20 protein-coding genes are annotated in these 25,851 nt (G+C 30.6%); 8 read left to right on the top strand and 12 right to left on the bottom strand.

What is annotated here, in order from left to right:
* Position 1 precedes the first annotated feature (1 nt).
* The 3 genes from IEW75_RS02485 to mutS are packed head-to-tail and all read right to left on the bottom strand — an operon-like array spanning position 2 to position 3,437.
* Entirely contained in the window at positions 2–319 is a 318-nt protein-coding gene (locus IEW75_RS02485) for a Sec-independent protein translocase subunit TatA/TatB (protein WP_134248456.1), read from the bottom strand.
* Positions 320–379: 60 nt separating this feature from the next.
* A complete protein-coding gene (locus IEW75_RS02480; protein WP_134248455.1) occupies positions 380–832 on the bottom strand; it encodes an RNA methyltransferase in 453 nt (150 codons plus the stop codon).
* On the bottom strand, positions 822–3,437 hold the full coding sequence (gene mutS / locus IEW75_RS02475) for a DNA mismatch repair protein MutS (RefSeq protein WP_204744206.1): 2,616 nt from the start codon (positions 3,435–3,437) through the stop codon (positions 822–824). Before mutS ends, IEW75_RS02480 begins: the two co-directional genes overlap by 11 nt.
* A 115-nt stretch (positions 3,438–3,552) precedes the next feature.
* Here mutS and IEW75_RS02470 point away from each other — a divergent pair, with 115 nt between their 5' ends.
* Positions 3,553–4,083, top strand: a complete 531-nt coding sequence (locus IEW75_RS02470; protein WP_134248454.1) for an RNA methyltransferase — start codon at positions 3,553–3,555, stop codon at positions 4,081–4,083.
* Positions 4,084–4,143: 60 nt separating this feature from the next.
* On the opposite strand, the gene IEW75_RS02465 is transcribed toward IEW75_RS02470, so the two are convergent.
* The 5 genes from IEW75_RS02465 to IEW75_RS02445 form a co-directional block, all read right to left on the bottom strand.
* Positions 4,144–4,638 (bottom strand): MepB family protein, encoded by a 495-nt coding sequence (locus IEW75_RS02465; RefSeq protein ID WP_134248453.1) that lies wholly within the window; start codon positions 4,636–4,638, stop codon positions 4,144–4,146.
* Between the two features lie 69 nt (positions 4,639–4,707).
* Positions 4,708–6,069 carry a magnesium transporter gene (mgtE, locus tag IEW75_RS02460; protein ID WP_134248452.1) on the bottom strand — a complete coding sequence of 454 codons (1,362 nt, stop codon included), beginning with the start codon at positions 6,067–6,069 and terminating at the stop codon, positions 4,708–4,710.
* A complete protein-coding gene (gene rsmA, locus IEW75_RS02455) occupies positions 6,059–6,835 on the bottom strand; it encodes a 16S rRNA (adenine(1518)-N(6)/adenine(1519)-N(6))-dimethyltransferase RsmA (protein ID WP_134248451.1) in 777 nt (258 codons plus the stop codon). The genes mgtE and rsmA overlap by 11 nt, the downstream gene beginning before the upstream one ends.
* Before the next feature lie 3 nt (positions 6,836–6,838).
* The gene (locus IEW75_RS02450; protein ID WP_134248450.1) at positions 6,839–7,171 is read right to left on the bottom strand and encodes a DUF4286 family protein; all 333 of its coding nucleotides are present in this window, start codon (positions 7,169–7,171) and stop codon (positions 6,839–6,841) included.
* A 147-nt stretch (positions 7,172–7,318) separates the two neighbouring features.
* Complete coding sequence (locus tag IEW75_RS02445) at positions 7,319–9,094, bottom strand: tetratricopeptide repeat protein (protein WP_134248449.1); 1,776 nt, start codon at positions 9,092–9,094, stop codon at positions 7,319–7,321.
* 136 nt (positions 9,095–9,230) lie between these two features.
* Between IEW75_RS02445 and IEW75_RS02440 the strand changes: the two genes are divergently transcribed.
* Positions 9,231–9,371 carry a hypothetical protein gene (locus IEW75_RS02440; protein ID WP_188703955.1) on the top strand — a complete coding sequence of 47 codons (141 nt, stop codon included), beginning with the start codon at positions 9,231–9,233 and terminating at the stop codon, positions 9,369–9,371.
* Here IEW75_RS02440 and serS read toward each other — a convergent pair.
* The 3 genes from serS to IEW75_RS02425 all read right to left on the bottom strand — a co-directional run bounded on the left by serS (position 9,364) and on the right by IEW75_RS02425 (position 12,169).
* The gene (serS, locus tag IEW75_RS02435) at positions 9,364–10,638 is read right to left on the bottom strand and encodes a serine--tRNA ligase (protein ID WP_134248448.1); all 1,275 of its coding nucleotides are present in this window, start codon (positions 10,636–10,638) and stop codon (positions 9,364–9,366) included. The two genes, IEW75_RS02440 and serS, sit on opposite strands and share 8 nt — an antisense overlap.
* 61 nt (positions 10,639–10,699) lie before the next feature.
* Positions 10,700–11,221, bottom strand: a complete 522-nt coding sequence (locus tag IEW75_RS02430; protein ID WP_134248447.1) for a hypothetical protein — start codon at positions 11,219–11,221, stop codon at positions 10,700–10,702.
* Positions 11,222–11,230: 9 nt separating this feature from the next.
* A complete protein-coding gene (locus IEW75_RS02425) occupies positions 11,231–12,169 on the bottom strand; it encodes a bifunctional riboflavin kinase/FAD synthetase (RefSeq protein ID WP_134248446.1) in 939 nt (312 codons plus the stop codon).
* A 149-nt stretch (positions 12,170–12,318) separates the two neighbouring features.
* Between IEW75_RS02425 and IEW75_RS02420 the strand changes: the two genes are divergently transcribed.
* The 3 genes from IEW75_RS02420 to IEW75_RS02410 all read left to right on the top strand — a co-directional run bounded on the left by IEW75_RS02420 (position 12,319) and on the right by IEW75_RS02410 (position 21,272).
* The gene (locus IEW75_RS02420) at positions 12,319–16,134 is read left to right on the top strand and encodes a reprolysin-like metallopeptidase (protein ID WP_134248445.1); all 3,816 of its coding nucleotides are present in this window, start codon (positions 12,319–12,321) and stop codon (positions 16,132–16,134) included.
* Positions 16,135–16,314: 180 nt separating this feature from the next.
* Positions 16,315–19,032 (top strand): endonuclease, encoded by a 2,718-nt coding sequence (locus tag IEW75_RS02415; protein WP_134248444.1) that lies wholly within the window; start codon positions 16,315–16,317, stop codon positions 19,030–19,032.
* 374 nt (positions 19,033–19,406) lie between these two features.
* Complete coding sequence (locus IEW75_RS02410; RefSeq protein WP_134248443.1) at positions 19,407–21,272, top strand: ABC-F family ATP-binding cassette domain-containing protein; 1,866 nt, start codon at positions 19,407–19,409, stop codon at positions 21,270–21,272.
* Between the two features lie 35 nt (positions 21,273–21,307).
* On the opposite strand, the gene IEW75_RS02405 is transcribed toward IEW75_RS02410, so the two are convergent.
* Positions 21,308–22,285, bottom strand: coding sequence for a LuxE/PaaK family acyltransferase (locus IEW75_RS02405; RefSeq protein ID WP_134248442.1), 978 nt, complete (start codon positions 22,283–22,285; stop codon positions 21,308–21,310).
* An 88-nt stretch (positions 22,286–22,373) separates the two neighbouring features.
* Between IEW75_RS02405 and IEW75_RS02400 the strand changes: the two genes are divergently transcribed.
* From IEW75_RS02400 to amaB, 3 genes are all read left to right on the top strand, one after another.
* On the top strand, positions 22,374–22,910 hold the full coding sequence (locus IEW75_RS02400; protein ID WP_134248441.1) for an RNA polymerase sigma factor: 537 nt from the start codon (positions 22,374–22,376) through the stop codon (positions 22,908–22,910).
* 14 nt (positions 22,911–22,924) lie between these two features.
* Entirely contained in the window at positions 22,925–24,136 is a 1,212-nt protein-coding gene (locus tag IEW75_RS02395) for an outer membrane beta-barrel protein (RefSeq protein ID WP_134248440.1), read from the top strand.
* Between the two features lie 129 nt (positions 24,137–24,265).
* Positions 24,266–25,819 (top strand): L-piperidine-6-carboxylate dehydrogenase, encoded by a 1,554-nt coding sequence (amaB, locus tag IEW75_RS02390; protein ID WP_134248439.1) that lies wholly within the window; start codon positions 24,266–24,268, stop codon positions 25,817–25,819.
* The last annotated feature ends 32 nt before the right edge of the window (positions 25,820–25,851 follow it).

The raw sequence follows: 25,851 nt of genomic DNA, 5'->3' as shown, positions 1-25,851 counted from the left end.
ATTACTTGTTTCTTTTAATAGGGCCTGTAATATCATCAACAATAGTGTCTTTTATTTTTTTAACTGGTTGGCTATAATCTTCAATATTATCGGTTACCTTATTAATTTCGTTCTTAATATTTGAAGCAATATCAATGTCAATGTCATTTTTTTCTGCACTATTTTTTATTTCACGCTTTATATCGTTAGTTGCATCTTTAACCTGACGCATTCCTTTACCTAGACCACGCGCAATCTCAGGTAACTTGTCTGCACCAAATACCATTACTACAATAACTAATATTACAAATATTTCAGGTCCGCTAATAAATAGATACATTTTAAAATGTTTAGAATACAAAGATAATATAAAAACGTTACAATTTATACCAAGAATATCTTAAGAAATTTTAGATTGCCTATCATACATTACTATACTCCCAGCGACCGAAACATTTAAACTTAAAATTGATTTAAATTTCACGAGAAAGTGTGATTTTTCAATGGCTGCTTTAGACAAGCCGTGATCTTCAGCTCCTAATAAATAAACACAACGCCTTGGGTGTATAAAAGTTTCAAGAGCTGCTGCCTTTTCGTCTAATTCCACACCAACTAATTGCGCACCTTTTGGTAAATTATTATAAAATTCTTCAAAAGTTTCATAGTGAAAATAAGGCATAGCTCCTGTTGCTTTATGTGTATCACAAGCTTGTTTTGCATATCTGTTGCCTATTGTAAAAATAAAACTAGCGCCCATATTTTGAGCAGAACGCCATAAAACACCTAAATTTTCAGGTGTTTTACCATTTTGAATCCCAATTCCAAAAAAACCTTGCTCTAAATTATTTACCATTTTTCTTGGTCAACATTCGTTTAATTTCATTTAACTTCATTAATGCTTCAATAGGTGTAAGCGTATCAATATTTGTTGATAAAATTTCTTCTTTAATATCTTCTAAAAGTGGATCATCTAGATTAAAAAAACTTAATTGCATATCATTCTCAGCAGTGTTTTTCAACGTTTCTTTCACCTCAGCATTTGTATGATTCTTTTCTAGTTGCTTCAACATTTTACTTGCTCTGTGAATTACCGAAGATGGCATCCCTGCTAATTTAGCAACATAAATACCAAAACTATGTTCACTTCCACCAGGTATTAATTTTCGAAGAAAAATAACTTTATCTTTTAATTCTTTTACAGAAACATTAAAGTTCTTAACACGCTCAAACGTATTGGTCATATCATTTAATTCGTGATAATGTGTAGCAAATAACGTTTTTGCCTTTGAAGGATGTTCGTGTAAATATTCAGCGATTGCCCAAGCTATTGAAATTCCATCATACGTACTAGTTCCACGTCCAATTTCATCAAGTAAAACCAAACTACGTTCCGAAATATTGTTCAAAATACTTGCAGTTTCATTCATTTCTACCATAAACGTAGATTCGCCCATAGAAATGTTATCACTAGCTCCAACACGTGTAAATATTTTATCTACTACACCAATTCGGGCGTTTTGAGCTGGTACATAACTTCCCATTTGGGCTAATAAAACTATTAAAGCTGTTTGCCTTAAAATTGCAGATTTACCACTCATATTAGGACCAGTAATCATAATTATTTGCTGTAATTTTCTATTTAACACAACATCATTTGCAATGTATTCTTCGCCAATAGGCAATTGTTTTTCAATAACAGGATGACGTCCATTTTTTATTTCTAAATCGGTGCTTTCATCAATTTGTGGACGCACATAATTATTGTACTTGGCAAGTTCTGCAAAGGACAGCAAACAATCTATTTGCGCTATTAACTGCGCGTTTAACTGTATTGGTTGAATATAATCAAGTAAAGAACTGATTAATTTATTAAAAAGTTGATGTTCTAATATTCCTATTTTTTCTTCCGCACCTAAAATTTTAGTTTCGTATTGTTTTAATTCTTCGGTAATATAACGTTCAGCATTTACCAAGGTTTGTTTACGAATCCAATCTTCCGGAACCTTATCTTTATGAGAATTTCTAACTTCAATATAATAACCAAAAACATTGTTGAATGCTATTTTTAATGAAGTAATTCCGGTTTGCTCAATTTCACGTGCTAACATTGCATCTAAATAATCTTTCCCTGACGTTGAAATATTGCGCAATTCGTCTAACTCCGCTGAAATTCCTTTAGCAATAGCATTTCCTTTATTAATATTTACCGGAGCATCTTCATTTAAAGTTTTAGTTATTTTTTCACGAAGTGTATTACAGTTTTGCAATTGCTCTCCAATAATTTTTAAAGATTCATTATCGCTTTTTTCAGCCGCTTCCTTTACTGGAATAATCGCATTTAATGAGTTTTTTAACAATACAACTTCACGGGGATTTACTTTACCAGTTGCAACTTTTGAAACCAAACGTTCAATATCGCTAATTTGCTTAATTTGATATGTTGAAAGTTCCAGAAACTCTTCATTATCTATAAAATATTTTACAATATCATGACGTCTTTTTATACGATTGATATCTTTTAAAGGCAATGCCAACCACCGTTTTAATAACCTTCCTCCCATTGGAGAAATTGTTTTATCAATAACATCTAACAAGGTAACTGCATTTACCGAAGTTGAATTGTATAATTCTAAATTACGAATGGTAAACCGATCCATCCACACATAATTATCTTCAGAAATTCTGTTAATTACAGCAATATGACCTAACTTATTGTGCTGTGTTTCAGATAAATAATACAAAACTGCACCTGATGAAATAATTCCTTCATTTAAATCATCAACACCAAAACCTTTAAGGGTCTTTACTTTAAAATGATTGGTTAAAGTTTCCAATGCATATGCTGATTGAAAAATCCAATCTTCTAAATAAAAAGTATAAAAACGGTCGCCAAACAACTCTAAAAACTTGGTTTTATGTTGTTTTTGAACTAATACCTCACTCGGATTGAAATTTTGAAGCAGTTTATCTATGTATTCACTATTTCCCTGCGCTGTTAAAAACTCACCTGTTGAAACATCTAAAAAAGAAATTCCTAAGAATTTTTTACCAAAGTGAATTGCTGCTAAAAAATTGTTGGTTTTTGATTGTAAAACTTCGTCATTTAACGCAACACCTGGAGTTACCAGTTCTGTAACACCACGTTTTACAATGGTTTTTGTCATTTTTGGATCTTCTAACTGATCACAAATAGCAACACGCATTCCCGCTTTTACTAATTTTGGCAAATAGGTATTCAACGAATGATGCGGAAAACCAGCCAATGCAGTTTCTGTTTCACTTCCTGCGCCGCGTTTGGTTAAAATAATTCCTAAAACGTGGGCCGCTTTTTTGGCATCTTCACCAAAAGTTTCATAAAAATCTCCCACTCTAAACAATAACATTGCATCAGGATATTTTACCTTAATTGCATTGTATTGTTTCATTAATGGCGTGACTTTCTTTGGTTTTGCTGCCAATTTTTTAGGAAATTAAGTTAGTTTTGCGAAGTTACATTTTATATTTAAAATTACGAATTTCAAATTATGAATTACGAATTTTAATTCAACATAAAAAAACGATTAAACAATACTAATGAGAAAATTAAAAAATAGTGAACTTGGAAGGTTAAATGTTGAAGACTTCAAAAAAACTGATAAAATTCCTCTGATTGTAATTTTAGATAATATTAGAAGTTTAAACAATATTGGTTCAGTTTTTAGAACAAGTGATGCTTTTTTGATTGAAAAAATATATTTGTGCGGTATTACTGCGCAACCTCCCCATAAAGAAATTCATAAAACAGCATTGGGTGCAACAGAATCTGTTGCTTGGGAATATGCTGAAGATACTTTAACTTTAATTGAAAAGCTGAAAGTTGAAAAGGTTAAAATTCTTGCAATTGAACAAGCTGAAAACAGCACCATGTTACAAGATTTTACAATAGAACCCAACCAAAAATATGCTGTTGTTATGGGAAATGAAGTAAAGGGTGTGCAACAAAAAGTTGTTTCAACAAGCGATTTCTGTATTGAAATTCCCCAATTTGGAACCAAACATTCTTTAAATATTTCAGTGAGTTGCGGTGTTGTACTTTGGGATTTGTTTAAGAAGTTTAAATTCTAGTAACAGATAACTTGGAATTAGGCATTTTGTATAAAAAAATTCTGTTATTATTTTATTGAGTTATTTTTTATTATATAATCTTACTACCTTTTCTAAGTCTGAAGATACATTAACTTCATAGAAATAATCCAATTGCCATTTTTGAGTTTGCTGAGCTTGTTTATTTTTAACAATATCCCAATTCGGATAGACTCTAAACGCTCTTTTTCCTTCTTTTTTTTCTGTTGAAATTATTCCTTTTTTTATTAGAATGGATTTCGGAAAAACAAATTGTCCAAACCAATTTTCAGTCCGCACATTAACAATAAAAAAATCAAACAAATCTACTTCTTCAAAAGGTTCAATAAATCCGTTCGCGTTACGTTTCCAGAATGTCAAAAATTGTCCAACTTTTTTAGGTGTAATTTTAGCACTTCTACTTATTATATGTTGTCTGTTCAATTTAAATCGGCAGGCATCATATGCTGTGCTTTCTGGTTCAAGTTTGAAGTTGGAAATTTCAAAACCACATTTATCGTAAATTACTGTTTTAATTTGATTTAAATTATTATTCATGCCCTCTAATTAACAATATTTTATTCAAAATTAATTTAACCAAAACAGCTTCAAACTAAACTGAAATACTTAAAATCCTAAAATTAATTTAGCTATATAAAAGAATAAGAAAATTCCAAAAATATCATTACTGGTTGTAATAAATGGTCCTGTAGCAATTGCTGGATCAATACCTCTTTTATCCAATATTATTGGCACAAAAGTTCCTATTAATGCAGCTACTATAATAACACACAACATAGAAATTGCAACAGTAAAACTCAATAAAGTATCCATCATACTTGGCATAATTACACCAAAAAGCATCACTAACAATCCTAAAACCGTACCACTAATTAAGCTTAAACTAACTTCTTTAAAAAGTCTGCTTAACAAACTTCCTTTAATTATATCATTTGCTAAACCTTGAACAACAATAGCGCTTGATTGCACCCCAACATTACCTGCCATTGCAGCAATTAACGGCGTAAAAAAGAACAATTTACCATATCTGGGATCGGACATAATATTTTCATATCCTTCCATAATAAAAACACTCCCTAAACCACCAAATAACCCTAAAACCAACCAAGGTAAACGTGCTTTTGTAAGTTCAAAAATACTATCATCAGCTTCAACATCGTCAACTAAACCTGCCGCCATTTGATAATCTTTTTCTGCTTCTTCTTTAATTACATCAACAATATCATCAATGGTAATTCTACCAACTAAATGTCCAATTTCATCTACTACAGGAATGGCTTCCAAATCATATTTTTGCATTATTCTGGCAACATCTTCAGCCTTTTCATTCACATTTACAGCATCAACATTTTTTATTAAAACATCTTTGATTGCAGTTTTAGTTGAGGTAGTTAATAAGTCTTTTAAAGAAAGTCTTCCTTTTAGCTTATTATTATCATCTACAACGTAAATAGAATGTACGCGTGTTACTTCTTCCGCTTGTGAACGCATTTCCTTTACACAAGTAAGTACGTTCCAATTTTCGTTAACTTTTACTAATTCTTTTGCCATTAAACCTCCGGCAGTATCTTCATCGTACCTTAAAAGCTCTACAATTTCTTTAGCGTGTTCAATGTCTTCTAAATGAGAAATTACCTCCTCTTTTTGATTTTCAGAAAGTTCTGAAATAATATCTGCAGCATCATCAGTATCTAATTCATCTATTTCTTCTGCAATTTCTTTACTGGAAAGTTCTCTCAGTATTTTTTCTCTAACATCCTCGTCTAGTTCTGCAATTACTTCAGATGTTACATCACTTTCTAAAAGCCGAATTAAGTAGATAGCCTCTTCAGTATATAACTCTTCAATAACTTCTGCTATATCTGCATAATGGACCTCTTCCAATAACACCAATAAAGAATCGTTGTTTTTTTCACCGATTAATTGTTGTAAATCTTCTATAAACTGTTTAGTAATTTCAACTGGCATCTTTTTCTATTTTAGAAGTAAGATTAATAAATTCTTGAACCGATAATTGTTCTGGACGTTGCCCAAAGATAATATCTTCTCTTAAATTATCCGATAAATTAAATGTTTTTAAACTATTACGAAGTGTTTTTCTACGTTGTTGGAAAGCTGTTTTTACTACTTTAAAAAACAATTTTTCGTCAACAGGAAGGGTATAATTTTCTTTTCGAGTTAATCTAATTACTCCAGAATCTACTTTTGGAGGTGGATCAAAAACCGTTGGAGGTACCGTAAATAAATATTCCACATTGTAAAAAGCCTGAGTTAAAACAGAAAGTATTCCATAGACTTTGCTTCCTTCAGTTTCAGCAATTCTTTTAGCAACTTCTTTTTGAAACATTCCTGAAAATTCAGGTATTTGATGGCGGTTTTCTAATGTTTTAAATACAATTTGTGTTGAAATATTATAAGGAAAATTACCAATTATTGCAACTTGTTCTTTGCCGAAATAATCTTCAATATTAATTTTTAAAAAATCTTTTGAAATAATTCTCTTCGCTAAATTTAAATAATGAGCTTGTAAATATTCAACCGATTCGGTATCAATTTCTATAACATGAGTTTTGAGTGGTTTTTTAAGCAAATACTTTGTTAAAACACCCATTCCAGGACCAATTTCTAGCACATTATTATAACCCTTCTCCGTTAGACTATCTGCAATTTGCTGTGCAATTAACTCGTCTTTTAAAAAATGTTGTCCTAGGTGTTTTTTTGCTCTTACACTCATATTTTAGTTTTTTACACTCATACTAAATTGTTCACTTATCACTTTTAATTCGGTTCTAAAGGCTACAATTTTATCTTTAAATAAATGCAAGGCCTCGGCTCTTAATTTTTCTGCATCTTGCTGGTAATATTCTTGAAGTGTTTCTAAACTATCTGTAGTATATTGAACTGCATAAGTTGTTCCACCCATTTCTTCTTCAACCATAACCTGAATCATTTTGGCATTGGTAAATTTCCCTAATGAAAGCATATTTGGGATGTGTTTTTCTTTCATCCATTTTAACCATTCTTGATGAATTGATGCGTCTACATTTGTTGTCACGTTGTATATATACATAATCTTAGTTTAAGGGTTTTAAAGTTTACAGGTTAAAAGTGGTAAAGGTACAAAGGGTGAACGTTTATTTACTAATGATTTACTTCGTCTTTTTTTAATTTTCTAAATTCTTTTTTCTATTCTCTATTTTCTTTTTATTCTTCATTATTAATTAACAACATCTCCTCGTAATTTTCTATATTTTTTTCTGGCATCAACTAAATAAATACTTGATGGATATTCAAAAATAATTGTTTGATAGTATTCTTTGGCTTTTTCAATATTTTCTAACTGATTTAAATATAGATTTGCTACATAATAAATGGCATCATCTACTAAAATATCATCTTTATTAAGTGCTATAATTTGCAAATAATTACTTTCTGCTTTAATAAAACCACCATGTTTTTCTAATAATTGCGCTTGTTTAAATAATGCTTCATCTTCTAAAGAATGTCCTTTAAAGTTATTTAATAAAACCTGTAGTGTATCAATTGCAGCTTGATTTTTATTTTGAAATGCTAATAAATCTGCTTTTGCATATGTTTTTAAAGCTATCTTTAAACTGTCTTTCACCACATTATCTGTAATTAATAAGTTCAAATCCAATGCATCGTTTGCGATTAATTGTGAAGTGGAATTTTTTAGCACCTTTAATTGTGATTGTGCCCATTCAAAATCTCCTTTAAAGTAGGATGTTTGTGCAATTTTAAAACGAGCTGTTTGTCCAATAGTATGACTTTTTAAGTCGTTTTGAACTTGAGTATAATAAATTAATGCCGTACTAAACTTATTGGTATACACTAAAATATCAGCCAGTTTAGTTTTTATGCTTCCTTTCTCAAATTCGCTTATAGGTAATTTTAGTGCATCTTTAAGTAGTGAAATCGCATCTTCAGGTTCATTTTTTCTAAATGCTAAAAATTCTGCATACACCAGTTGTATACTAATTGTATATTGGCTTTTTCCATAAGCCGAAAAAAGTTCTTGAAATTTCTGTTCTGTACTGTTAATTTCAGCATCGGTTTTAATAGCAATTTGCAATAAATAAAGTTTAGCTCTTAATTGTTCTTCTACAATAGTAGTATTATCTAAAATATATTTGAAACACTCTTGAGATACTGTATAGTTTTTATCTTTAAAAGCGATTCCGCCTAAATCTGTTATTCCCTTTAAACTACTAGCATCTCTTTTAAATAATGCTTTTTCTTGTATAAAGGCTTTTGAATACTCTTTTTGCTGCATATACAACCAACTTAAAAGCTCATTCCAACTATTTTGTGGATTATTCTGCATTTTTTTAATCAACAATCTTCTTAAAAATATATTAGCTTCATTTTCAGAATCATCGGTTATATACCTACCGATATATGTTTTTGCAGTTGGCAAATAATTGAGATTGGTTTCAACCAAATTTAAATAGGTGTTGAACATATTTTCTAAATCGGCCTTTTCACCATAGATAGCTGCAATTTGTAGGTTGAAATTTGCATTAGGATTGAACTCCATAGATTTTTTAAAAGCAATAAGTGCATAATCTAGCAAATGGTTTTTCTGAAAAGATCTTCCTATTAAATACCCTTTATTTTTAGATTTTTCGATAGATTTTAACGCTTTTTCATAAAAAAAAGTAGCACTATCTTGTTTATATTGCAATTGGTAATTATAACCTAATTCAACTAATAAATAATATTGATCTGAGCGTTTTTCTAATTGTTTATTAATTATAGATGCTACTTCATTAAAATTTTCAAGTTGCTGATAGCTAGTAACTAAATTAGTTAAATAACTACTATTTAATGGGTTTTTTTCATGCAAGGTTTTATAAATAGCCGCCGCCTTTTCATATTCACCATTTCTAAGATACAAAAATGCCAATGAAGCTTCTTGCGCCTGTATTTGCAAGGAAAAACAACAAATAAATAGAAACAGAATTTTACGCATTTTTTTATTTTAATTCTTTCAAAGATAACCAAACAAGTGTTAAAGTTTTTATAAAACCTATCAATTTTGAAACAAGTTCTGTTACATTTTGGCACAAAAATTGTCTTATCAATATAAAACAACTAAATTTTTTATTATGAAAGAATTAATCAAACAATACGAAACTGCAAAAAAGAAATCTTTAAAATTCATGAAAAAAGGGCAAATCAATAAATACTTTGATGCCTTAATTGAAATGAATCATTACAAAAAAATGATAACAGTTAGTGCTAATTAATTAGTTCAAATCCGCAATATGGCACCAATACTATAGGAATTTTAATTCCTTCAGGTGTTTGGCAATTTTCTAACAAACCTGCTAATATTCGTGGCAATGCTAAAGAACTACCGTTAAGCGTATGCGCTAATTCACTTTTACCTTCGTTATTTTTAAAGCGGAGTTTTAAGCGATTTGCTTGGAATGCTTCAAAATTAGAAACAGAACTAACTTCTAACCAACGATCTTGTGCAGTTGAAAATACTTCAAAATCATATGTTAAAGCAGCTGTAAACCCAATATCTCCACCACATAAGCGCAAAATTCTAAAAGGTAAATTTAATTCTTTTAAAATTCCTTTTACGTGATCTACCATACTATCTAGAGCTTGGTAAGATTTAGTTGGATGTTCAATTCTAACAATTTCAACTTTATCAAACTGATGCAATCTATTTAAACCTCGCACATGCGCTCCGTAAGAACCAGCTTCGCGTCTAAAACAAGGCGTATAAGCAGTATTTAAAATTGGAAAATCACCTTCTTTTAAAATTACATCTCTATAAATATTTGTTACAGGAACTTCTGCAGTTGGTATTAAGTATAAATTATCTTGTGCATCGTGGTACATTTGTCCTTCTTTATCTGGCAATTGCCCCGTTCCAAACCCAGAAGCTTCGTTTACTAAATGCGGTACTTGCACCTCGTTATAACCACCTTCGTTATTTTTATCTAAAAAATAATTGATTAGCGCACGTTGTAATTTTGCGCCTTTTCCCTTATAAACAGGAAAACCAGCTCCAGTAATTTTATTACCAAGTTCAAAATCAATAATGTCGTATTTTTTTGCCAATTCCCAATGAGGTAAAGCACCTTCATGCAATACTGGAATTTCTCCTTCTTGTAATATATTTAAATTGTCTTCTTCTGAAGTACCTGCAGGAACAATTTCGTTTGGGATATTAGGAATTAAATACAATAATTCTTGTAATTCCATTGCTTTATTTTGAAGACTTTCCGTTAAATCTTTTGATTTATCTTTTAATAAAACTGTTTTTTTCTTTAAAATTTCGGCTTTTGAACGCTCGCCGGATTTAAATAATTGCCCAATATCTTTTGATAATTTATTAGATTCTGCCAATACAGCATCCAATTCAGTCTGAATTGCTCTTCTACTTTCGTCAGCAGCAATGGTTTTGGTAACCAAATCAGCAGCGTTTTTTAAATTTCTTTTTTCTAAACCTTTTAAAACAGCTTCTGTGTTTTCTCTAATAAATGCAACTTGTAACATTGTTATATCCTTTTATTGAACGGCAAATTTAAGAAATTGCTGATAAAAGGAACTAAATTGTTTAATTTGATTTTAAAGAAATAGTTTCGTGAATTTTTGAAATTACTTGAGGCACCTCAGAAACCTTAAAATTAAAGTCGATATTGAAGGAGCTTTTATCGTTTTTGGTAAGTTTAAAATCACCACTTTTTATAGCAAAATAACCCGTTTCTCCCTTGCAATAGCACAATCTACCAAAATATAATTTTATATCTTGAAGGGCTTCATTGGTCAATTCAATTGGCGATATAGTTGTAGGGAGTTCAGCATACACAATTTCAGTATAATAACTGTCTTGTGTGTTTGGAATTTCATTTTTTTTATAGGTATACTTTAAAATTGTTTTATCACCTTTAGAAATAACAGGGTACATTATACCAATATTATCCATTTTAAAAACAATAGCTTTATTAGCAATTAGCTCAATGGAACAAGTACCATTTTTAGGACAGTTTGTAACTTCTTGATTGATATGTTGATTCACCGTATAATTGGATTTACAAGAAATCATAAACATCATACATACTATAAAAATTGTTCTCATAACTTATTATTAGTCAAAAAGAATGCCATTAATATAATTTTCACTTGTTTTTTTATCTTTTGCCAATTGCTTTTTTAATACCTCTACAGAATCAAATTTTTGTTCTTCTCTTAAAAATTTCAATACTTCAATTTGAATTTTTTCACCGTAAATTCGAGAATCAAAATTAAAAAAATGAATTTCAATAGTTTGATGTTTACCACTAACTGTTGGTCTAAAACCAATATTCATCATTCCAAAAACAACTTTATGTTGGATATTGGATTTTACTATATACGCGCCTGTTTTTGGTAATAATTTATAGGTTTCTGCAATATGCAAATTAGCCGTTGGAAAGCCAATTTTTTCGCCTAAATTTTTTCCTTCCACAACAATTCCGGTTAACATAAAGTTATAACCCAAATAGCTGTTTGCTTTTATTATTTCACCTTTTTCAATAGCATTTCTAACTTTTGTAGAACTTACAGTTATATCACTAATTTCTTTTTGAGAAATTTTTTTCACCTTAAAGCTATAGGTATCACCATACTCTTGTAACTGTTCAAAATTACCTTCTCTGTTTTTACCAAAATGATGATCATAACCAATTACTAATCTCGAAATATTTAAGGTATTTACTAAAATATTTCTTACAAAATCTAAGGCAGATAGTTTTGCAAATTCCTTAGAAAATTGGTGTATTACTAAAATATCTAACCCTAAATTTTCCAGCAATTCTGTACGCTCTTCAATGGTGTTAATTAATTTAATATCTAAGTCCTTTTGCAACACCATACGTGGGTGCGGAAAAAAAGTAAGTAATACAGCTGTAGCCTTGTTATTTTTAGAACTTTTTATTAATTTTTTAATCACTTTTTGATGTCCAATATGAACACCATCAAAAGTACCAATGGTAACAAAAGTTTTATTGGTTGATTTAAATTTAGATAAATTAGTAAAAATTTTCAAAATTAGAAAACTAAATTAAGTGTTATAAAGTGGCAAAAATACTTTATTTAATTAAATATAAGTTAAATCTAATAATTAAAAGGCATTATAATTGTGTTCAAATTATTATAAATTATATTTGTAAGTTTCCAATAAATAAAATCAAGTGCATGAGATATTTAAATATAAAATTTTTTTTCCTCTTTATATTCTTTGCAAGCCAGTGTTTTTTAGTTTCTGCTCAAAAATCGACTAATATTTGGTCTGAAAAATCTAAATCAGAAAAAAGTTCATCTTCAAAAATAGCCAGAAAATCTATTCCCAAACAATATAAAGTATATGATTTGGATTTAGAATCGTTAAAAAATAAATTAAAAAATGCACCTAAAAGAACCGTTGGTTTAAAAAATTCTAATATTATTTTAAATTTTCCAAATAGTAATGGAAAAATAGAGAACTTTCAAATTTTTGAAACACCTATACTAGAAGAAAATCTTCAAAAAAAATATCCAAATATTAAATCTTATATTGGCAAAAGTGTCGATAACCTCGGTACAACAATTCGGTTTAGCCTTACTGCGGCAGGTTTAAATGCTATGACCTTAAAAAACGCCTATGAATCAACTTTTATTGATCCTTATACTAAAAATAAAAAATCTTATTTAGTTTATAAAAAATCTGATGCTCCAGCACCTGAAGAAGCTTTTATATGCAAATTTGAAGATTCTAAGACTGTAAACATTACTGCCCAAAATACAGCTGCAAAAGTTGAAAATGCAAATGATGGTCAATTAAGAACCTATAGATTAGCTGTTGCCACTACTGGAGAATATGCGCAGTTTCACCTTGCACAACAAGGTGTTGCTGAAACTGAAACAGAAGCTGTTAAAAAAGAAGCCGTTTTATCTGCAATTGTAACAACCATGACACGTGTCAATGGTATTTTTGAAAGAGATGTAGCTTTAACCATGGTTTTAGTTGATAACAATACAGATATTATTTTTTTAGATGGAGTAATAGATAATTTTACAAATGATGATTCACAAGAACTAATTAATGAAAGTCAAACCGTAATTAACAGCACTATTGGAACTAATAATTTTGATATTGGGCATACTTTTAGTACTGGAGGAGGTGGACTAGCACAATTAAACTCTCCTTGTACTTTTACAGGAAAAGCCAGAGGAATTACAGGATCAAGTAACCCTATTGGAGATGCTTACGATATTGATTATGTTGCGCACGAAATGGGGCATCAATACGGTGCTCGTCACACATTTAATGCTGAAACAGGAGGTTGTGGAGGTAACAGAAGTGCAGGGACATCAGTTGAGCCTGGAAGTGGCTCTACTATTATGGCTTACTCTGGTTTATGTTCGCCAAATAACATCCAATCTTTAGCTGATTCGTATTTTCATTATGTTAGTATTCAAGAAATGTGGGCAAATATTTCAGAAGGAAACAGTAGCGTATGTGGTGCACTTTCAGACACCAATAATACTACTCCGGTAATTGAAAGCCTTGAAAACTATACAATACCAGTTTCAACCCCTTTTGCTTTAAAGGCAAATGCGAAAGATGAAGATGGAGATTTACTAACATATACTTGGGAGCAAATTGATACAGAAGCGACTGAATACCCATTAGTATCAACGGCAACTGTTGGTCCTGCGTTTAGATCTCTGCAACCTAATGAAAACCCTGAAAGAACATTTCCAAATATGTCAACTATTTTAGGGGGTAATACTTCCAATCAATGGGAGGTTCTACCATCTGTTTCAAGAACAATGACATTTGCTCTTACTGTTAGGGATAATAATGATAATGGTGGTCAAACTGCCAGTGATGAAACAGTAATAACATTTACAGATAATGCCGCTAGTTTTAAATTAACTTCTCAAACTACTCAAGAAAGCTGGGATGCAGGTACTGCTCAAACAATTACTTGGGATGTTGCAAATACAAATAGCGAACCTGTAAATTGTTCTAACGTTAATATTTTGTTTTCTAATGATGGAGGTCAAACATACCCTATTACACTGGCTTCAAATACACCTAATGATGGTTATCATACCATTGTAAGTCCAGATGTTACAACAACAACCGGAAGGATTAAAATAGAAAGTGTGGGTAACATATTTTTTAATGTAAACTTGGCTAATATTTCTGTGCAATCTTCAGATTTTATTATGAATTTTGATTCGTTTAAACTTGAAACATGTACTCCTAATGAGGTTATTTACAATATGACCTACAATACGTTCTTAGATTTTAATGAAGAAACTACTTTTTCAGCAACAGGATTACCAGAAGGCGCAACAGTAACTTTTAACCCATTAACTGCAAGTGAGAACAATACTGCTGTTACAATGAAAATAACAGGAATAGAAAACAATTCTGTTGGCGCATATAGTATTTCTGTAACAGGTACATCTGCTTCAACTACCAAAAATACAGTTACCAACTTAAACGTATTTTCTCCTGAAATTACTGCACCAATCTTAAGTTTTCCAGAAAATGAAAGTAGCGGATTATTAGAACCTTATAATTTAAGTTGGGTGGCTAATGAAAATATGATAAGTTATACCGTTGAAATAGCTTCAGATATGTTATTTGCAACAATTATAGAAACTGTCACTTTAAATTCCACGAATTTTGTACCTGAATTACTTGAATTCAACACAACTTATTATTGGAGAGTAAAAGGACTTAATAATTGTGGGGAAAGTATTTTTTCAAGTCCTAATAGTTTTACAACTGCAAATGTAATTTGCGATCCAGATGTCTCTAAAAGTAAGCCTGTTGATGTTCCTGATAATAATGCAACTGGCGTAAATTCAATAATAAATATAACAACTAATAAAATAATTACAGATGTAAATGTTACTATTACTGCACCTCATGAATGGGTTGGTGACTTAACTTTATATTTAATTAGCCCAATTGGAACAAAAGTTTTATTATCGGCAAATAATGGAGATGAAGGTTTAAATTATACAAATACTATTTTTGATAGTGATGCCGATACTTCCATAACTTCGGGAATTGCTCCATTTACAGGTACATTTAAACCCCAAGGTGATTTATCAAGTTTTAATAATGAGGAGTCTTATGGAACATGGATATTACAAGCTATTGACGGTGGCCCAGAAGATGTAGGTAGTATCCAGACTTGGAGTATAGAAATTTGTGGTGTTGTTGTAATTAGTAATGATGATGATAAAGATGGGGTTTTTAATGATGTTGATATTTGTCCTGAAACACCTTTAGGAAGTGTTGTTGACAGCACAGGGTGTCCAGTTTTTGCATTGCCTTCGGATAATTTTACAATAGAAACTATTAGTGAAACTTGTCCTAATAAAAATAATGGTCAAATATTAATTTCAGCTTTAGAAACACATAACTACATAGTTACATTAAATGGAGCTGATGCTGCATTGCAAAACACAAATTTAAATCCTGGAAACTACACTGTTTGTATTGGTGTAGAAGGAGAAAACTATGAACAATGTTATGATGTAGTTATAGGAAATGGAATTACAATATCTGGCAAAGTAGCAATAGATTCTGGTAAAGCTTCTGTTGAAATTGAACAAGGAACGGGACCTTTTACGGTATTTGTAAATGATAAAATTGTATTTGAAACAGCTTCACCAATATTTAATGTTGATGTAAAACATGGAGATAAAATTCTAGTAAAATCTAATGTTTTATGTGAAGGCGTTTTTGCAAAAACAGTTAATTTATTTAATGAAATTATTGCCTACCCGAATCCTTCAAAAGGAATTTTTGAAATTGCATTACCTTTCTCACAAAACAATGTAAAAATCGAAATATACAATCTACAATCGCAATTAATTTCAGCGAAAACTTATACTATTAATAATGGTAAAATTCAATTAAATATTGCTAATAACGCTACTGGATTGTATTTTGTCAAAGTATACTTAGACGAACCTATAGTGCTTAGAATTATTAAAGAATAACAAACTTAAATTTCCATCTTAATTCTTAAAAAATGAACACCCTCAATAACATTGAGGGTGTTTTTTTATTCAAATCCATTAAAAAGATAAGTTATAAAGATTAACACCCAAAATCAAAAATTAATAATAAATTTGTATTTTAATTATTTATTTTTCAATAAGCACTAAAAATCGCATATCGTGAAAAGAACTTTACTTTCAATTCTACTTTTTATATCATTTATTCCATTTTACGGTCAAATTCAACCTTTTTATAACGATCTTGATTTCACAAAAACTGAAAATGAATTATTTATAGAATTATCTAACAGACTTATAGATACTCATACTGCAATTCCATATACTTCTAGTTCTACAGATGTTTGGGATGTGCTAAAACAAGTGGATGAAGATCCGGATAATGCTTCTAATGTATTGTTAATTTACGGCTTTAACGATACTGATGGAATAGTAGATACAGATAGATCGCGTAATAAAAATTTACAAGATTCTGGCGGTGGAGACCCTGGGAGGTGGAACAGAGAACATGTTTTTGCAAAATCACTAGCAAACCCAAGTCTTGAAACAGGTGAGCCTGGACCTGGAACAGATGTTCATAATTTGAAACCTGCTGATTCTGAAAGAAACTCAGATAGAAGTAACAGAAAATTTACAGATGGGTCTGGAAATTCTGGAATAGTTTCAAGTAATGGGGGTTGGTATCCAGGCGATGAATGGAAAGGCGATGTTGCTCGGATAATAATGTACATGTACCTTAGATACAATGGAACTGGTGCTCAAATTTCTCAAACGCAATGTTTGCCAATTAATAGCGGTATTGGAGAAGCCTTAGCAAACGATCCTAATATGATTGATTTATTTTTAAACTGGAATATTGACGATCCTGTTTCAGAATTTGAAAATCAACGAAACGATTATATTGAAACAGTACAAGGAAATAGAAATCCTTTTATAGACAATCCGTATTTAGCGACATTAATTTGGGGAGGTGTAAATGCAGAAGACAAATGGAATTTAAACAACTCTTCGGATGAAGAAGCTCCAACTTCGCCAACAAATTTAGTCGCTTTAAATACAACTTTCGAATCTTTAGAAATTAATTGGGATGCTGCAACAGATAATATTGGTGTTATAGATTATATAATCTATTTAGATGGCAAATATTTAAAAACTACCTTTTCAACTTCTTCAACAATTTTAGAATTAACTCCAAATACAACTTATAACATTACTGTTAAAGCTAGAGATGCTTTTTCAAATTTATCTGAAGTTGGCACAAATTTAAGTGTTACAACTTTAGAAGGACCAACATATTTAATAAATGAAGATTTTAGTAATTGTAGCAATTTAGCTTTTTTCACTTATAATGAAGCAAGTAATAAAAATTGGGAATGCGAAAATCAATTTGGAGAAAACAATACAGGTTCTATAGGTATAAACGGACACCAACAAGATGTTTTAAGTAAAGATTGGTTAATTACGTCTTCTCCAATAAACTTTGATGAAAATGAAGCTGAGAAAATTAGTTTTTATACTGATGCCGCTTATGGAAATACACCTTTAGAAATAGTTTATTCTTCAAATTATGATGGCTCCAGCAACCCAGGTCAAAATGATTTTACTTGGACCCCAATGCCTAATATTAGCATTCCTTTGCATTCCAACGGAGGTGCAACAGAAGAAATTTATGCTTTTTCTAATGTAGATATTAGCTCAATTACTGGAACTGTTTATATTGCTTTTAAATATTATGCTACATCTGCCCCAACACGATGGACCGTTGATAGTTTTGAAATAATTGCAGATAATAATGATGATATTGATGGAGATGGAATATTAAATGTTGATGATAATTGCCCTACAACTTCAAATACTGATCAATCTGATACAGATAATGATGGTGTTGGAGATGCTTGTGATGTTTGTCCAGATTCTAATGATACAATAGACACAGATGGTGATGGTATTCCTGACGGATGCGATGTTTGTGCAGAATCAGATGATACAATAGATACAGATGGAGATAGTATTCCTGATGGATGTGATAATTGTCCAACAATTTCAAATCCAGACCAAGCAGATACAGATGGAGATAGACAAGGCGATGTTTGTGATTCTACACCAACAGGAGATGTTGATAACGATGGTGTTGATAACGCAATGGATCAATGTAATAACACAACTCCTGGCGTAAATGTAGATGCTTCAGGTTGCTTTACATTACCTGCTAACAACTTTACTATTGAGACTATAAGCGAAACTTGTCCAGATAAAGATAATGGTCAAATTTTAATCTCAGCTCAAGAAAATTACACTTATAATGTGACATTAAATGGAGTAAATGCTACCTTGCAAAACAACAATTTAACTCCTGGAAACTATACTGTTTGTATTAATGTAGCTGGAGAAAGTTACGAACAATGTTATGATGTTATTATAGCTGAAGGAACTACCATTTCAGGAAAAGTGGCTGTAACTTCCGGAAAAGCTTCTATACAAATTGAACAAGGAACTGCGCCATTTACAGTTTTTGTAAATGATAAGATTGCTTTAGAATCAGCCGCTCCAATATTTACAGTAGATGTAAAGCACGGAGATAAAATTCAGGTAAAATCTAGTGTGGAATGCGAAGGTATTTTCTCTAAATCAATTAATTTATTTGATGAAGTAATTGCATATCCAAATCCAACAAAAGGTAATTTTGAAATTGCCACCCCTTCAAATCAGAACAATATAAAAGTTGAAATATTTAATATGCAATCTCAATTAATTTCAGCAAAAAATTATACACTCAACAATGGCAAAGTATATCTAAACATTAAAAATCAAGCACCTGGTGTGTATTTTGCCAAAGTTTATTTAGACAAACCTATAATGCTTAAAATTATTAAAGAATAATTTACTACTTTAAATATAAAATTCAAAAAAACGCTTTAAACGGCGTCTTTTTCTTGTAAAAATAAGAATGATTACAACTATTTAACAAAATAGAATTCATAATCAAATTTAACCTCGGTTTAGTTTTAAATAAAATTGATAAATTTTTAACTAATAACATTCGGTTGTTTTATGTGATAATAATACACAATTTGAATTACGAATTATCAATTGCTTATTTTAATTAATTTTTGCGTTAGGGATGGCAGTGAAAAGCCCACAGCGATAGCGAGGACTTGAAACGTACAGCCTGACCTGAAAGGGAATGCCCAAAGTATAATAATTATAGTTTTCGGCATTTATTTTGTGTAGTTTTGCGCTAAAATTTATAGTTAATGAATTACTTATCAGTTGAAAATATATCGAAATCTTTTGGCGAACTAACCTTATTCGAAAACATTTCCTTTGGAATTAATAAAGATCAGAAAATTGCATTCATTGCAAAAAATGGTACTGGGAAAACTTCGATGCTTAATATAATTGCTGGGATTGATAGCTCAGATACTGGACAAGTAATTTCTAGAAAAGGTTTAAAAATTGAATATTTGTCTCAAGAAGATAATTTAAATGATGCATTAACTGTTGAGCAAACTATTTTTGATTCGGACAACGAAACGTTGAAAGTAATTGAGGAGTACGAACACGCATTGCTAAATCCTGAAGATGAAAACGAGTATCAAAGGGCCTTTGAGAAAATGGAACGATTGAACGCTTGGGATTTTGAAACACAGTTTAAACAAATTCTTTCCAAATTAAAATTAGACGATTTAACTAAAAAAGTTGGAGAACTTTCTGGTGGACAACGTAAACGTTTATCCTTAGCCTTAATATTAATTCATAAACCCGATTTATTAATTTTAGATGAGCCAACAAACCATTTAGATTTAGAAATGATTGAGTGGCTAGAAAGTTATTTTGAGAAAGAAAAAATTACGCTATTTATGGTTACGCATGATAGGTTTTTTTTAGAGCGTGTTTGTAATGAAATTGTAGAGTTAGATAACGGTGGTTTTTATACTTACAAAGGAAATTACTCTAACTATTTACAAAAAAAGGAAGAGCGTATAGAGCAAGAACAAGCAACAGTAGATAAAGCAAAAAACTTATTTAAAAAAGAACTAGATTGGATGCGCAGGCAACCAAAGGCTAGAACTACTAAAAGCAAAAGTAGAATTGATGACTTTTTTGTAATTAAAGAAGCAGCTTCTAAGCGCAGAAACGACCATAAAGTTCAATTGGAGATAGAAATGGAACGTATGGGAACTAAAATTTTAGAACTTCATAAAATTTCTAAATCTTTTGGCGATTTAAAAATATTAGACAAATTTGATTATAACTTTCTACGTGGCGAACGTATTGGTATTATTGGAAAAAATGGAACAGGAAAATCTAGTTTTTTAAATATTATTACTGGTGGAATTCCAATTGATAGTGGTAAAGTTGTTATTGGAGAAACTATAAAATTTGGATATTATACCCAAGATGGAATTGAAGTTAAACCTGGACAAAAAGTAATTGAGGTTATTAAGGAGTTTGGAGAATATATTCCACTAACAAAAGGAAGAAAAATTTCTGCAGGACAATTATTAGAACGCTTTTTATTCAGTAGAAAACGTCAATACGATTTTGTTGAAAAACTTAGTGGAGGTGAACGTAAACGTTTGTTTTTATGTACAGTTTTAATTCAAAATCCTAACTTTTTAATTTTAGATGAACCAACAAATGATTTAGATATTATTACATTAAATGTATTGGAAAACTTCTTATTAGATTTTCCTGGTTGTTTATTAGTAGTATCGCACGACCGCTATTTTATGGATAAGATTGTAGATCATTTATTTGTATTTAGAGGTGATGGTGTTGTTGAAGATTTTCCTGGAAATTATTCCGATTTTAGAGCCTATGAAGATTCTAAGCCTAAAGAAGAAGTTGTAGAAATTAAAAAAATAGAATCAACTACACCTGTTAAAACTACAACAAAAGCTAAATTAACTTATAAAGAGAAAAAAGAATTTGATGGTATTGAAGAGGAAATAGCAGCTTTAAATACTGAAAAAAGCAACATTGAAGCTAAATTTTTAGACGGTTCTTTATCTGGTGAAGAAATAAATGAATTGTCGATAAAGCTTCAAGAAATTTCAACTGAAATTGAAAATAAAGAAGAACGTTGGTTCGAACTTTCTTCTAAGTTAGAAGATTAACCATTTTATATTGTTAAATTTTAGTTACTGTCTTTTTACAAAACCAACAAATTACAGCCTCTAATATCAGAATTATCAAAGCGCCCGAGCACTTCAAAAGTGCCATTTTTATAGGTTTTTCCTAAATCTTGTGTGGCAATAAACGAACAGGAATTTATATTTGCTAAATCTATTACGTTAATTCCTCCCGATTTTCCTTCTGGTAAAATTGTTAATGCGTCTTCTGTATCACGTGTTAGAATTTTCATCCAAGGTGGACATTCAAAAACACCATTTCCTTTGGAATATGCCTGACTTAATAATTCGGTCATTCCGTATTCCGAATGAATTTGAGAAACTCCAAAACCATCACAAAAGATGCTATGTAATTCTTCTCTAATAAGTTCTTTTCGTTTTCCTTTCATCCCACCAGTTTCCATAATTATGGTATTTTTAAGGTTGAATTTGTAAGTTTCAAGTAAATCTAATAACGCAAAGGAAACACCAATTAAAAGTATTTTTGATCCTTTTCTATCTAATTCCTCTAAATTTTTAGCAAGTTCATCAAAATTATCTAAGTAAAAACCACTTTTTGGATTTTTAGATTTTTCAATAAAATTATTTACCATATAAATTAAAGAAGAACCGGTGCGTTCCAAGTATGAAGGCAACAAGGCTAAAACCGTATAATTCTCTATAGCACCATAAAATTGCTGAAAAGCTTTGGTGAAACTCTCTTCATAAATAGAAATAGCTGTAACATAATGTTTACTTTGTAGCATTCCTGTTGTACCACTACTTAAAAAAGTTTGTTCGATTGGTGATTCTGAAGAAATTATTTTATGTGATTTAAAAAATTGAATGGGTAAAAACGGAATTTCTTCAATCTTTTTAATGGTGTTTACATCAACTTTTAAATGTTTTAAAAAGGTTTTATATACTAAATTATTAGTAGCCTGAAACCTAAAAATATCTAGGGCAGTTTTATTAAAATCTTGAGTATTATGTAACTTAAATGGCGTATTTCTTTTCATAAAAATTGGGAAACTTCACAAAAGTAATGTAAATTTACGCAACCTATTATCTTTTTAGGTATCTTATTAACAATTAAAACGCTCGCTTTTGGGGTTGGATAAACTCATAAAACAATGTGCAAATAATGATAGAAAGGCACAAAAAGAAATTTACCAGCTTTTTGCGGGTAAGTTATTCTCTATATGTCTTAAATACTCTAAAAATAAACAAGAGGCTCAAGATAATTTTCAAGATGGTTTTGTAACCATTTTTGATAAAATTGGGCAGTTTAATTTTAAAGGATCATTTGAAGGTTGGATAAAGCGCGTTATGGTTAACACGATTTTATTAAAGTATAGAAAAAAAAACGTGTTAAGTATTGTTACTGAAGAGATTCCTGATGAGGTGGTTGTTGACATCGACGATGACGAAATTTCTTTAGATTATTTGTTGAATCTCATCCAAGAGTTGCCAGAAAGATACAGAATGGTTTTTAACCTTTATGTATTGGACGGTCATTCTCATAAAGAGATTGCAATAATGTTGCAAATTGCAGAAGGCACTTCAAAATCTAATTTGGCCAGAGCAAGAGGCATATTAAAACAAAAAATTGAAATACATCAAGAGAGTCAACAGTCTGTTTAAGATAAAAGGTTAAAGTGAGAGATTATAAAAATATTGACAGAATTTTTCAAGAGAAGCTTAAAGATTTAGAGGTCTTTCCTCCAAATCAATCTTGGAATTCAATTCAAAAACAATTAGCCCCTGTTTCTCAAAAGAAACGCTTACCAATATGGCTTAAATTTGCAAGCATAGCTGCATTATTTATGTTGTTTTTTAGTATTGGAACTATTTATTTTATTCCTGAATCTGAATTTTCAAGAAATTTTCTAAAAGATAAAAATGAAAAAACCGTTATTGATCAGAGAGATAACGCTCCGATAACAAATTCAAATAATAAAACTACCGATAAAAAAATTACAGCACAATCTAAAGCAACTACTAATATTGATAGCGAAAGTACTTCAGAAATTGCAGTCCTTTCGAATACAAGTGAAAATGAATTAAATAAAAATTTAAATACTAAAAACAATAAGAATTCTATTTTAGTAGATGCACTAAATTTACCGCTATCAAATGCCAATGAAGAAAAAGTTAAAACAACACAATCTTCATCTGGCAGAATAACTGTTGCAACTATCTTTGCTCCAATTTATATAAGTTCTTTAGGTGATGGTTCTGGAATTGACAGTCAGTTTAAAGACAATCCCGCTTCTGGAAATTCATCTTATTCTTATGGAGTAAAATTTGCTTACAAACTTAATAACAAATTTAGTGTTCAATCTGGAGTTAACCTTATTAATTTAGGATACACAACAAATAACATTTATGTTACTCCAGGTGTTTCAGTTGTTGAGTTTTCGAATTTATCAACAAACCCCACAAATGTTGGAAAGCCACAACAATTTGCAACTTCAAAACTAAGAGATCTTAACGCTATTGATCCAAATAAAGGAAGTTTAAATCAAGTTTTTGGTTATGTTGAAATCCCAGTTGAATTAAAATATAGCGTTACCGATGGTAAATTAGGAGTAAATTTAGTCGGTGGTTTTAGTACTCTTTTACTTAATAAAGATGAAGTTTTTGTAGAAACAAATTCTTTTACTCAAAGTTTAGGTTCTTCTAACAATCTAAGGTCTGTAAACTTTAGTGGAAATATTGGTTTAGATGTAGATTATTCTATAAGAGAAAATCTTTTTATCAACATCTCTCCAATGTTTAAAATGCAAACAAATACCTTTTCAAAAAACTCGGGTAGTATTCAACCATATTACTTAGGAGTTTATACAGGATTAAATTATAAGTTTTAGTTGGTTTATTATTTGGCTGGTTACCAAATATTGAATGAAGAGGGCCGTTTCGAATTTGAAACGGCTTTACTTTTTTTACCATTTAATATTCGTAGCTTTGTTAATAGAATATAATAAACAATATTTAACATGGAGGCCACAACTTTAAAAGAAACAATACAAAGAGCACTAAAAAAATTAGGTGTTAAACAATTAAATAACGGAACATCAACAGGTTTCAATTCATTTGGAAATGGTGAAGTTATTAAATCGTATTCTCCAGTTGATGGGGAATTAATTGGAAAGTTAACTTCAACTACCAAAACAGATTACGAGCAAGTTATTGAAAATGCACAAACTGCTTTTAAAAGTTGGAGGTTAAAACCAGCTCCGCAACGTGGAGAAATTGTAAGACAATTTGGTAATAAACTAAGAGAACTAAAACAACCTTTAGGTGAGCTTGTTTCTTATGAAATGGGTAAATCTCTACAAGAAGGTTTGGGTGAAGTTCAAGAAATGATTGATATCTGCGATTTTGCAGTCGGTTTATCACGTCAATTACATGGACTTACAATGCATTCTGAACGTCCTGGACATAGAATGTATGAACAATACCATCCTCTCGGAATAGTTGGAATTATTTCTGCATTTAATTTTCCTGTAGCAGTTTGGGCTTGGAATACAGCATTGGCATGGGTTTCTGGTGATGTTTGTATTTGGAAAGCTTCAGAAAAAGCTCCTTTGTGCAGTATTGCTTGTCAAAATATTATAGCTGGTGTTTTAAAAGAAAACAACTTGCCCGAAGGAATTTCAAACATAATTAATGGAAATTATATAGTTGGTGAGTTTATGACTACTGACAAAAGAGTGCCATTAATTTCAGCAACTGGTTCAACCAGAATGGGTAAAATTGTTGGAAAAACAGTTGGAGAACGTCTAGGAAAATCGCTGTTAGAATTAGGAGGAAATAATGCCATTATTGTAACACCAGATGCAGATTTAAAAATGACCGTTATTGGAGCCGTTTTTGGAGCTGTAGGAACTGCTGGCCAACGTTGTACATCTACACGAAGATTAATTATTCACGAATCTATGTACACCAAAGTAAAAGATGCTTTGGTTGCAGCATATAAACAATTACGCATTGGAAATCCTTTAGATGAAAATAATCATGTAGGACCTTTAATTGACAAAGATGCTGTTAAAATGTATCAAAATGCATTAACAAAGGTTGTTGAAGAAGGTGGAAAATTATTAGTTGAAGGTGGTGTTTTAACCGGTAAAGGTTTTGAAACGGGTTGTTATGTACAACCAGCCATTGCTGAAGCTGAAAATCATTTTAAAATTGTTCAACACGAAACCTTTGCCCCTATTTTGTATTTATTAAAATATACGGGTGATATTAACAATGCTATTGAAATTCAGAATGGAGTAAATCAAGGACTTTCATCTGCAATAATGACAAATAATTTGCGTGAGGCAGAGTTGTTTTTATCGCAAGCAGGATCAGATTGCGGAATTGCAAATGTAAATATTGGTACTTCTGGTGCCGAAATTGGTGGTGCTTTTGGTGGCGAAAAAGAAACTGGGGGCGGAAGAGAATCTGGATCAGATGCTTGGAAAGTTTATATGCGTCGCCAAACAAATACTATAAATTACACAACAGAATTACCACTTGCACAAGGAATTAAATTTGACTTGTAACAGTTAATTTTTTAAGATAAAAAAGCAGCTTG

Source organism: Lutibacter litoralis (genome assembly GCF_014646675.1).
Lineage (GTDB): Bacteria > Bacteroidota > Bacteroidia > Flavobacteriales > Flavobacteriaceae > Lutibacter > Lutibacter litoralis.
The sequence above is the reverse complement of the archived record's forward strand: the minus strand, read 5'-3'. Positions and strand labels throughout refer to the sequence as shown.

Bases quoted from the DNA above. Each gene is read 5' to 3' on its own strand.
- IEW75_RS02485 (WP_134248456.1), bottom strand. From the start codon at position 319: ATGTATCTATTTATTAGCGGACCTGAAATATTTGTAATATTAGTTATT.
- IEW75_RS02480 (WP_134248455.1), bottom strand. From the start codon at position 832: ATGGTAAATAATTTAGAGCAAGGTTTTTTTGGAATTGGGATTCAAAAT.
- IEW75_RS02470 (WP_134248454.1), top strand. From the start codon at position 3,553: ATGAGAAAATTAAAAAATAGTGAACTTGGAAGGTTAAATGTTGAAGAC.
- IEW75_RS02465 (WP_134248453.1), bottom strand. From the start codon at position 4,638: ATGAATAATAATTTAAATCAAATTAAAACAGTAATTTACGATAAATGT.
- mgtE (WP_134248452.1), bottom strand. From the start codon at position 6,069: ATGCCAGTTGAAATTACTAAACAGTTTATAGAAGATTTACAACAATTA.
- rsmA (WP_134248451.1), bottom strand. From the start codon at position 6,835: ATGAGTGTAAGAGCAAAAAAACACCTAGGACAACATTTTTTAAAAGAC.
- IEW75_RS02450 (WP_134248450.1), bottom strand. From the start codon at position 7,171: ATGTATATATACAACGTGACAACAAATGTAGACGCATCAATTCATCAA.
- IEW75_RS02445 (WP_134248449.1), bottom strand. From the start codon at position 9,094: ATGCGTAAAATTCTGTTTCTATTTATTTGTTGTTTTTCCTTGCAAATA.
- IEW75_RS02440 (WP_188703955.1), top strand. From the start codon at position 9,231: ATGAAAGAATTAATCAAACAATACGAAACTGCAAAAAAGAAATCTTTA.
- serS (WP_134248448.1), bottom strand. From the start codon at position 10,638: ATGTTACAAGTTGCATTTATTAGAGAAAACACAGAAGCTGTTTTAAAA.
- IEW75_RS02430 (WP_134248447.1), bottom strand. From the start codon at position 11,221: ATGAGAACAATTTTTATAGTATGTATGATGTTTATGATTTCTTGTAAA.
- IEW75_RS02420 (WP_134248445.1), top strand. From the start codon at position 12,319: ATGAGATATTTAAATATAAAATTTTTTTTCCTCTTTATATTCTTTGCA.
- IEW75_RS02410 (WP_134248443.1), top strand. From the start codon at position 19,407: ATGAATTACTTATCAGTTGAAAATATATCGAAATCTTTTGGCGAACTA.
- IEW75_RS02405 (WP_134248442.1), bottom strand. From the start codon at position 22,285: ATGAAAAGAAATACGCCATTTAAGTTACATAATACTCAAGATTTTAAT.
- amaB (WP_134248439.1), top strand. From the start codon at position 24,266: ATGGAGGCCACAACTTTAAAAGAAACAATACAAAGAGCACTAAAAAAA.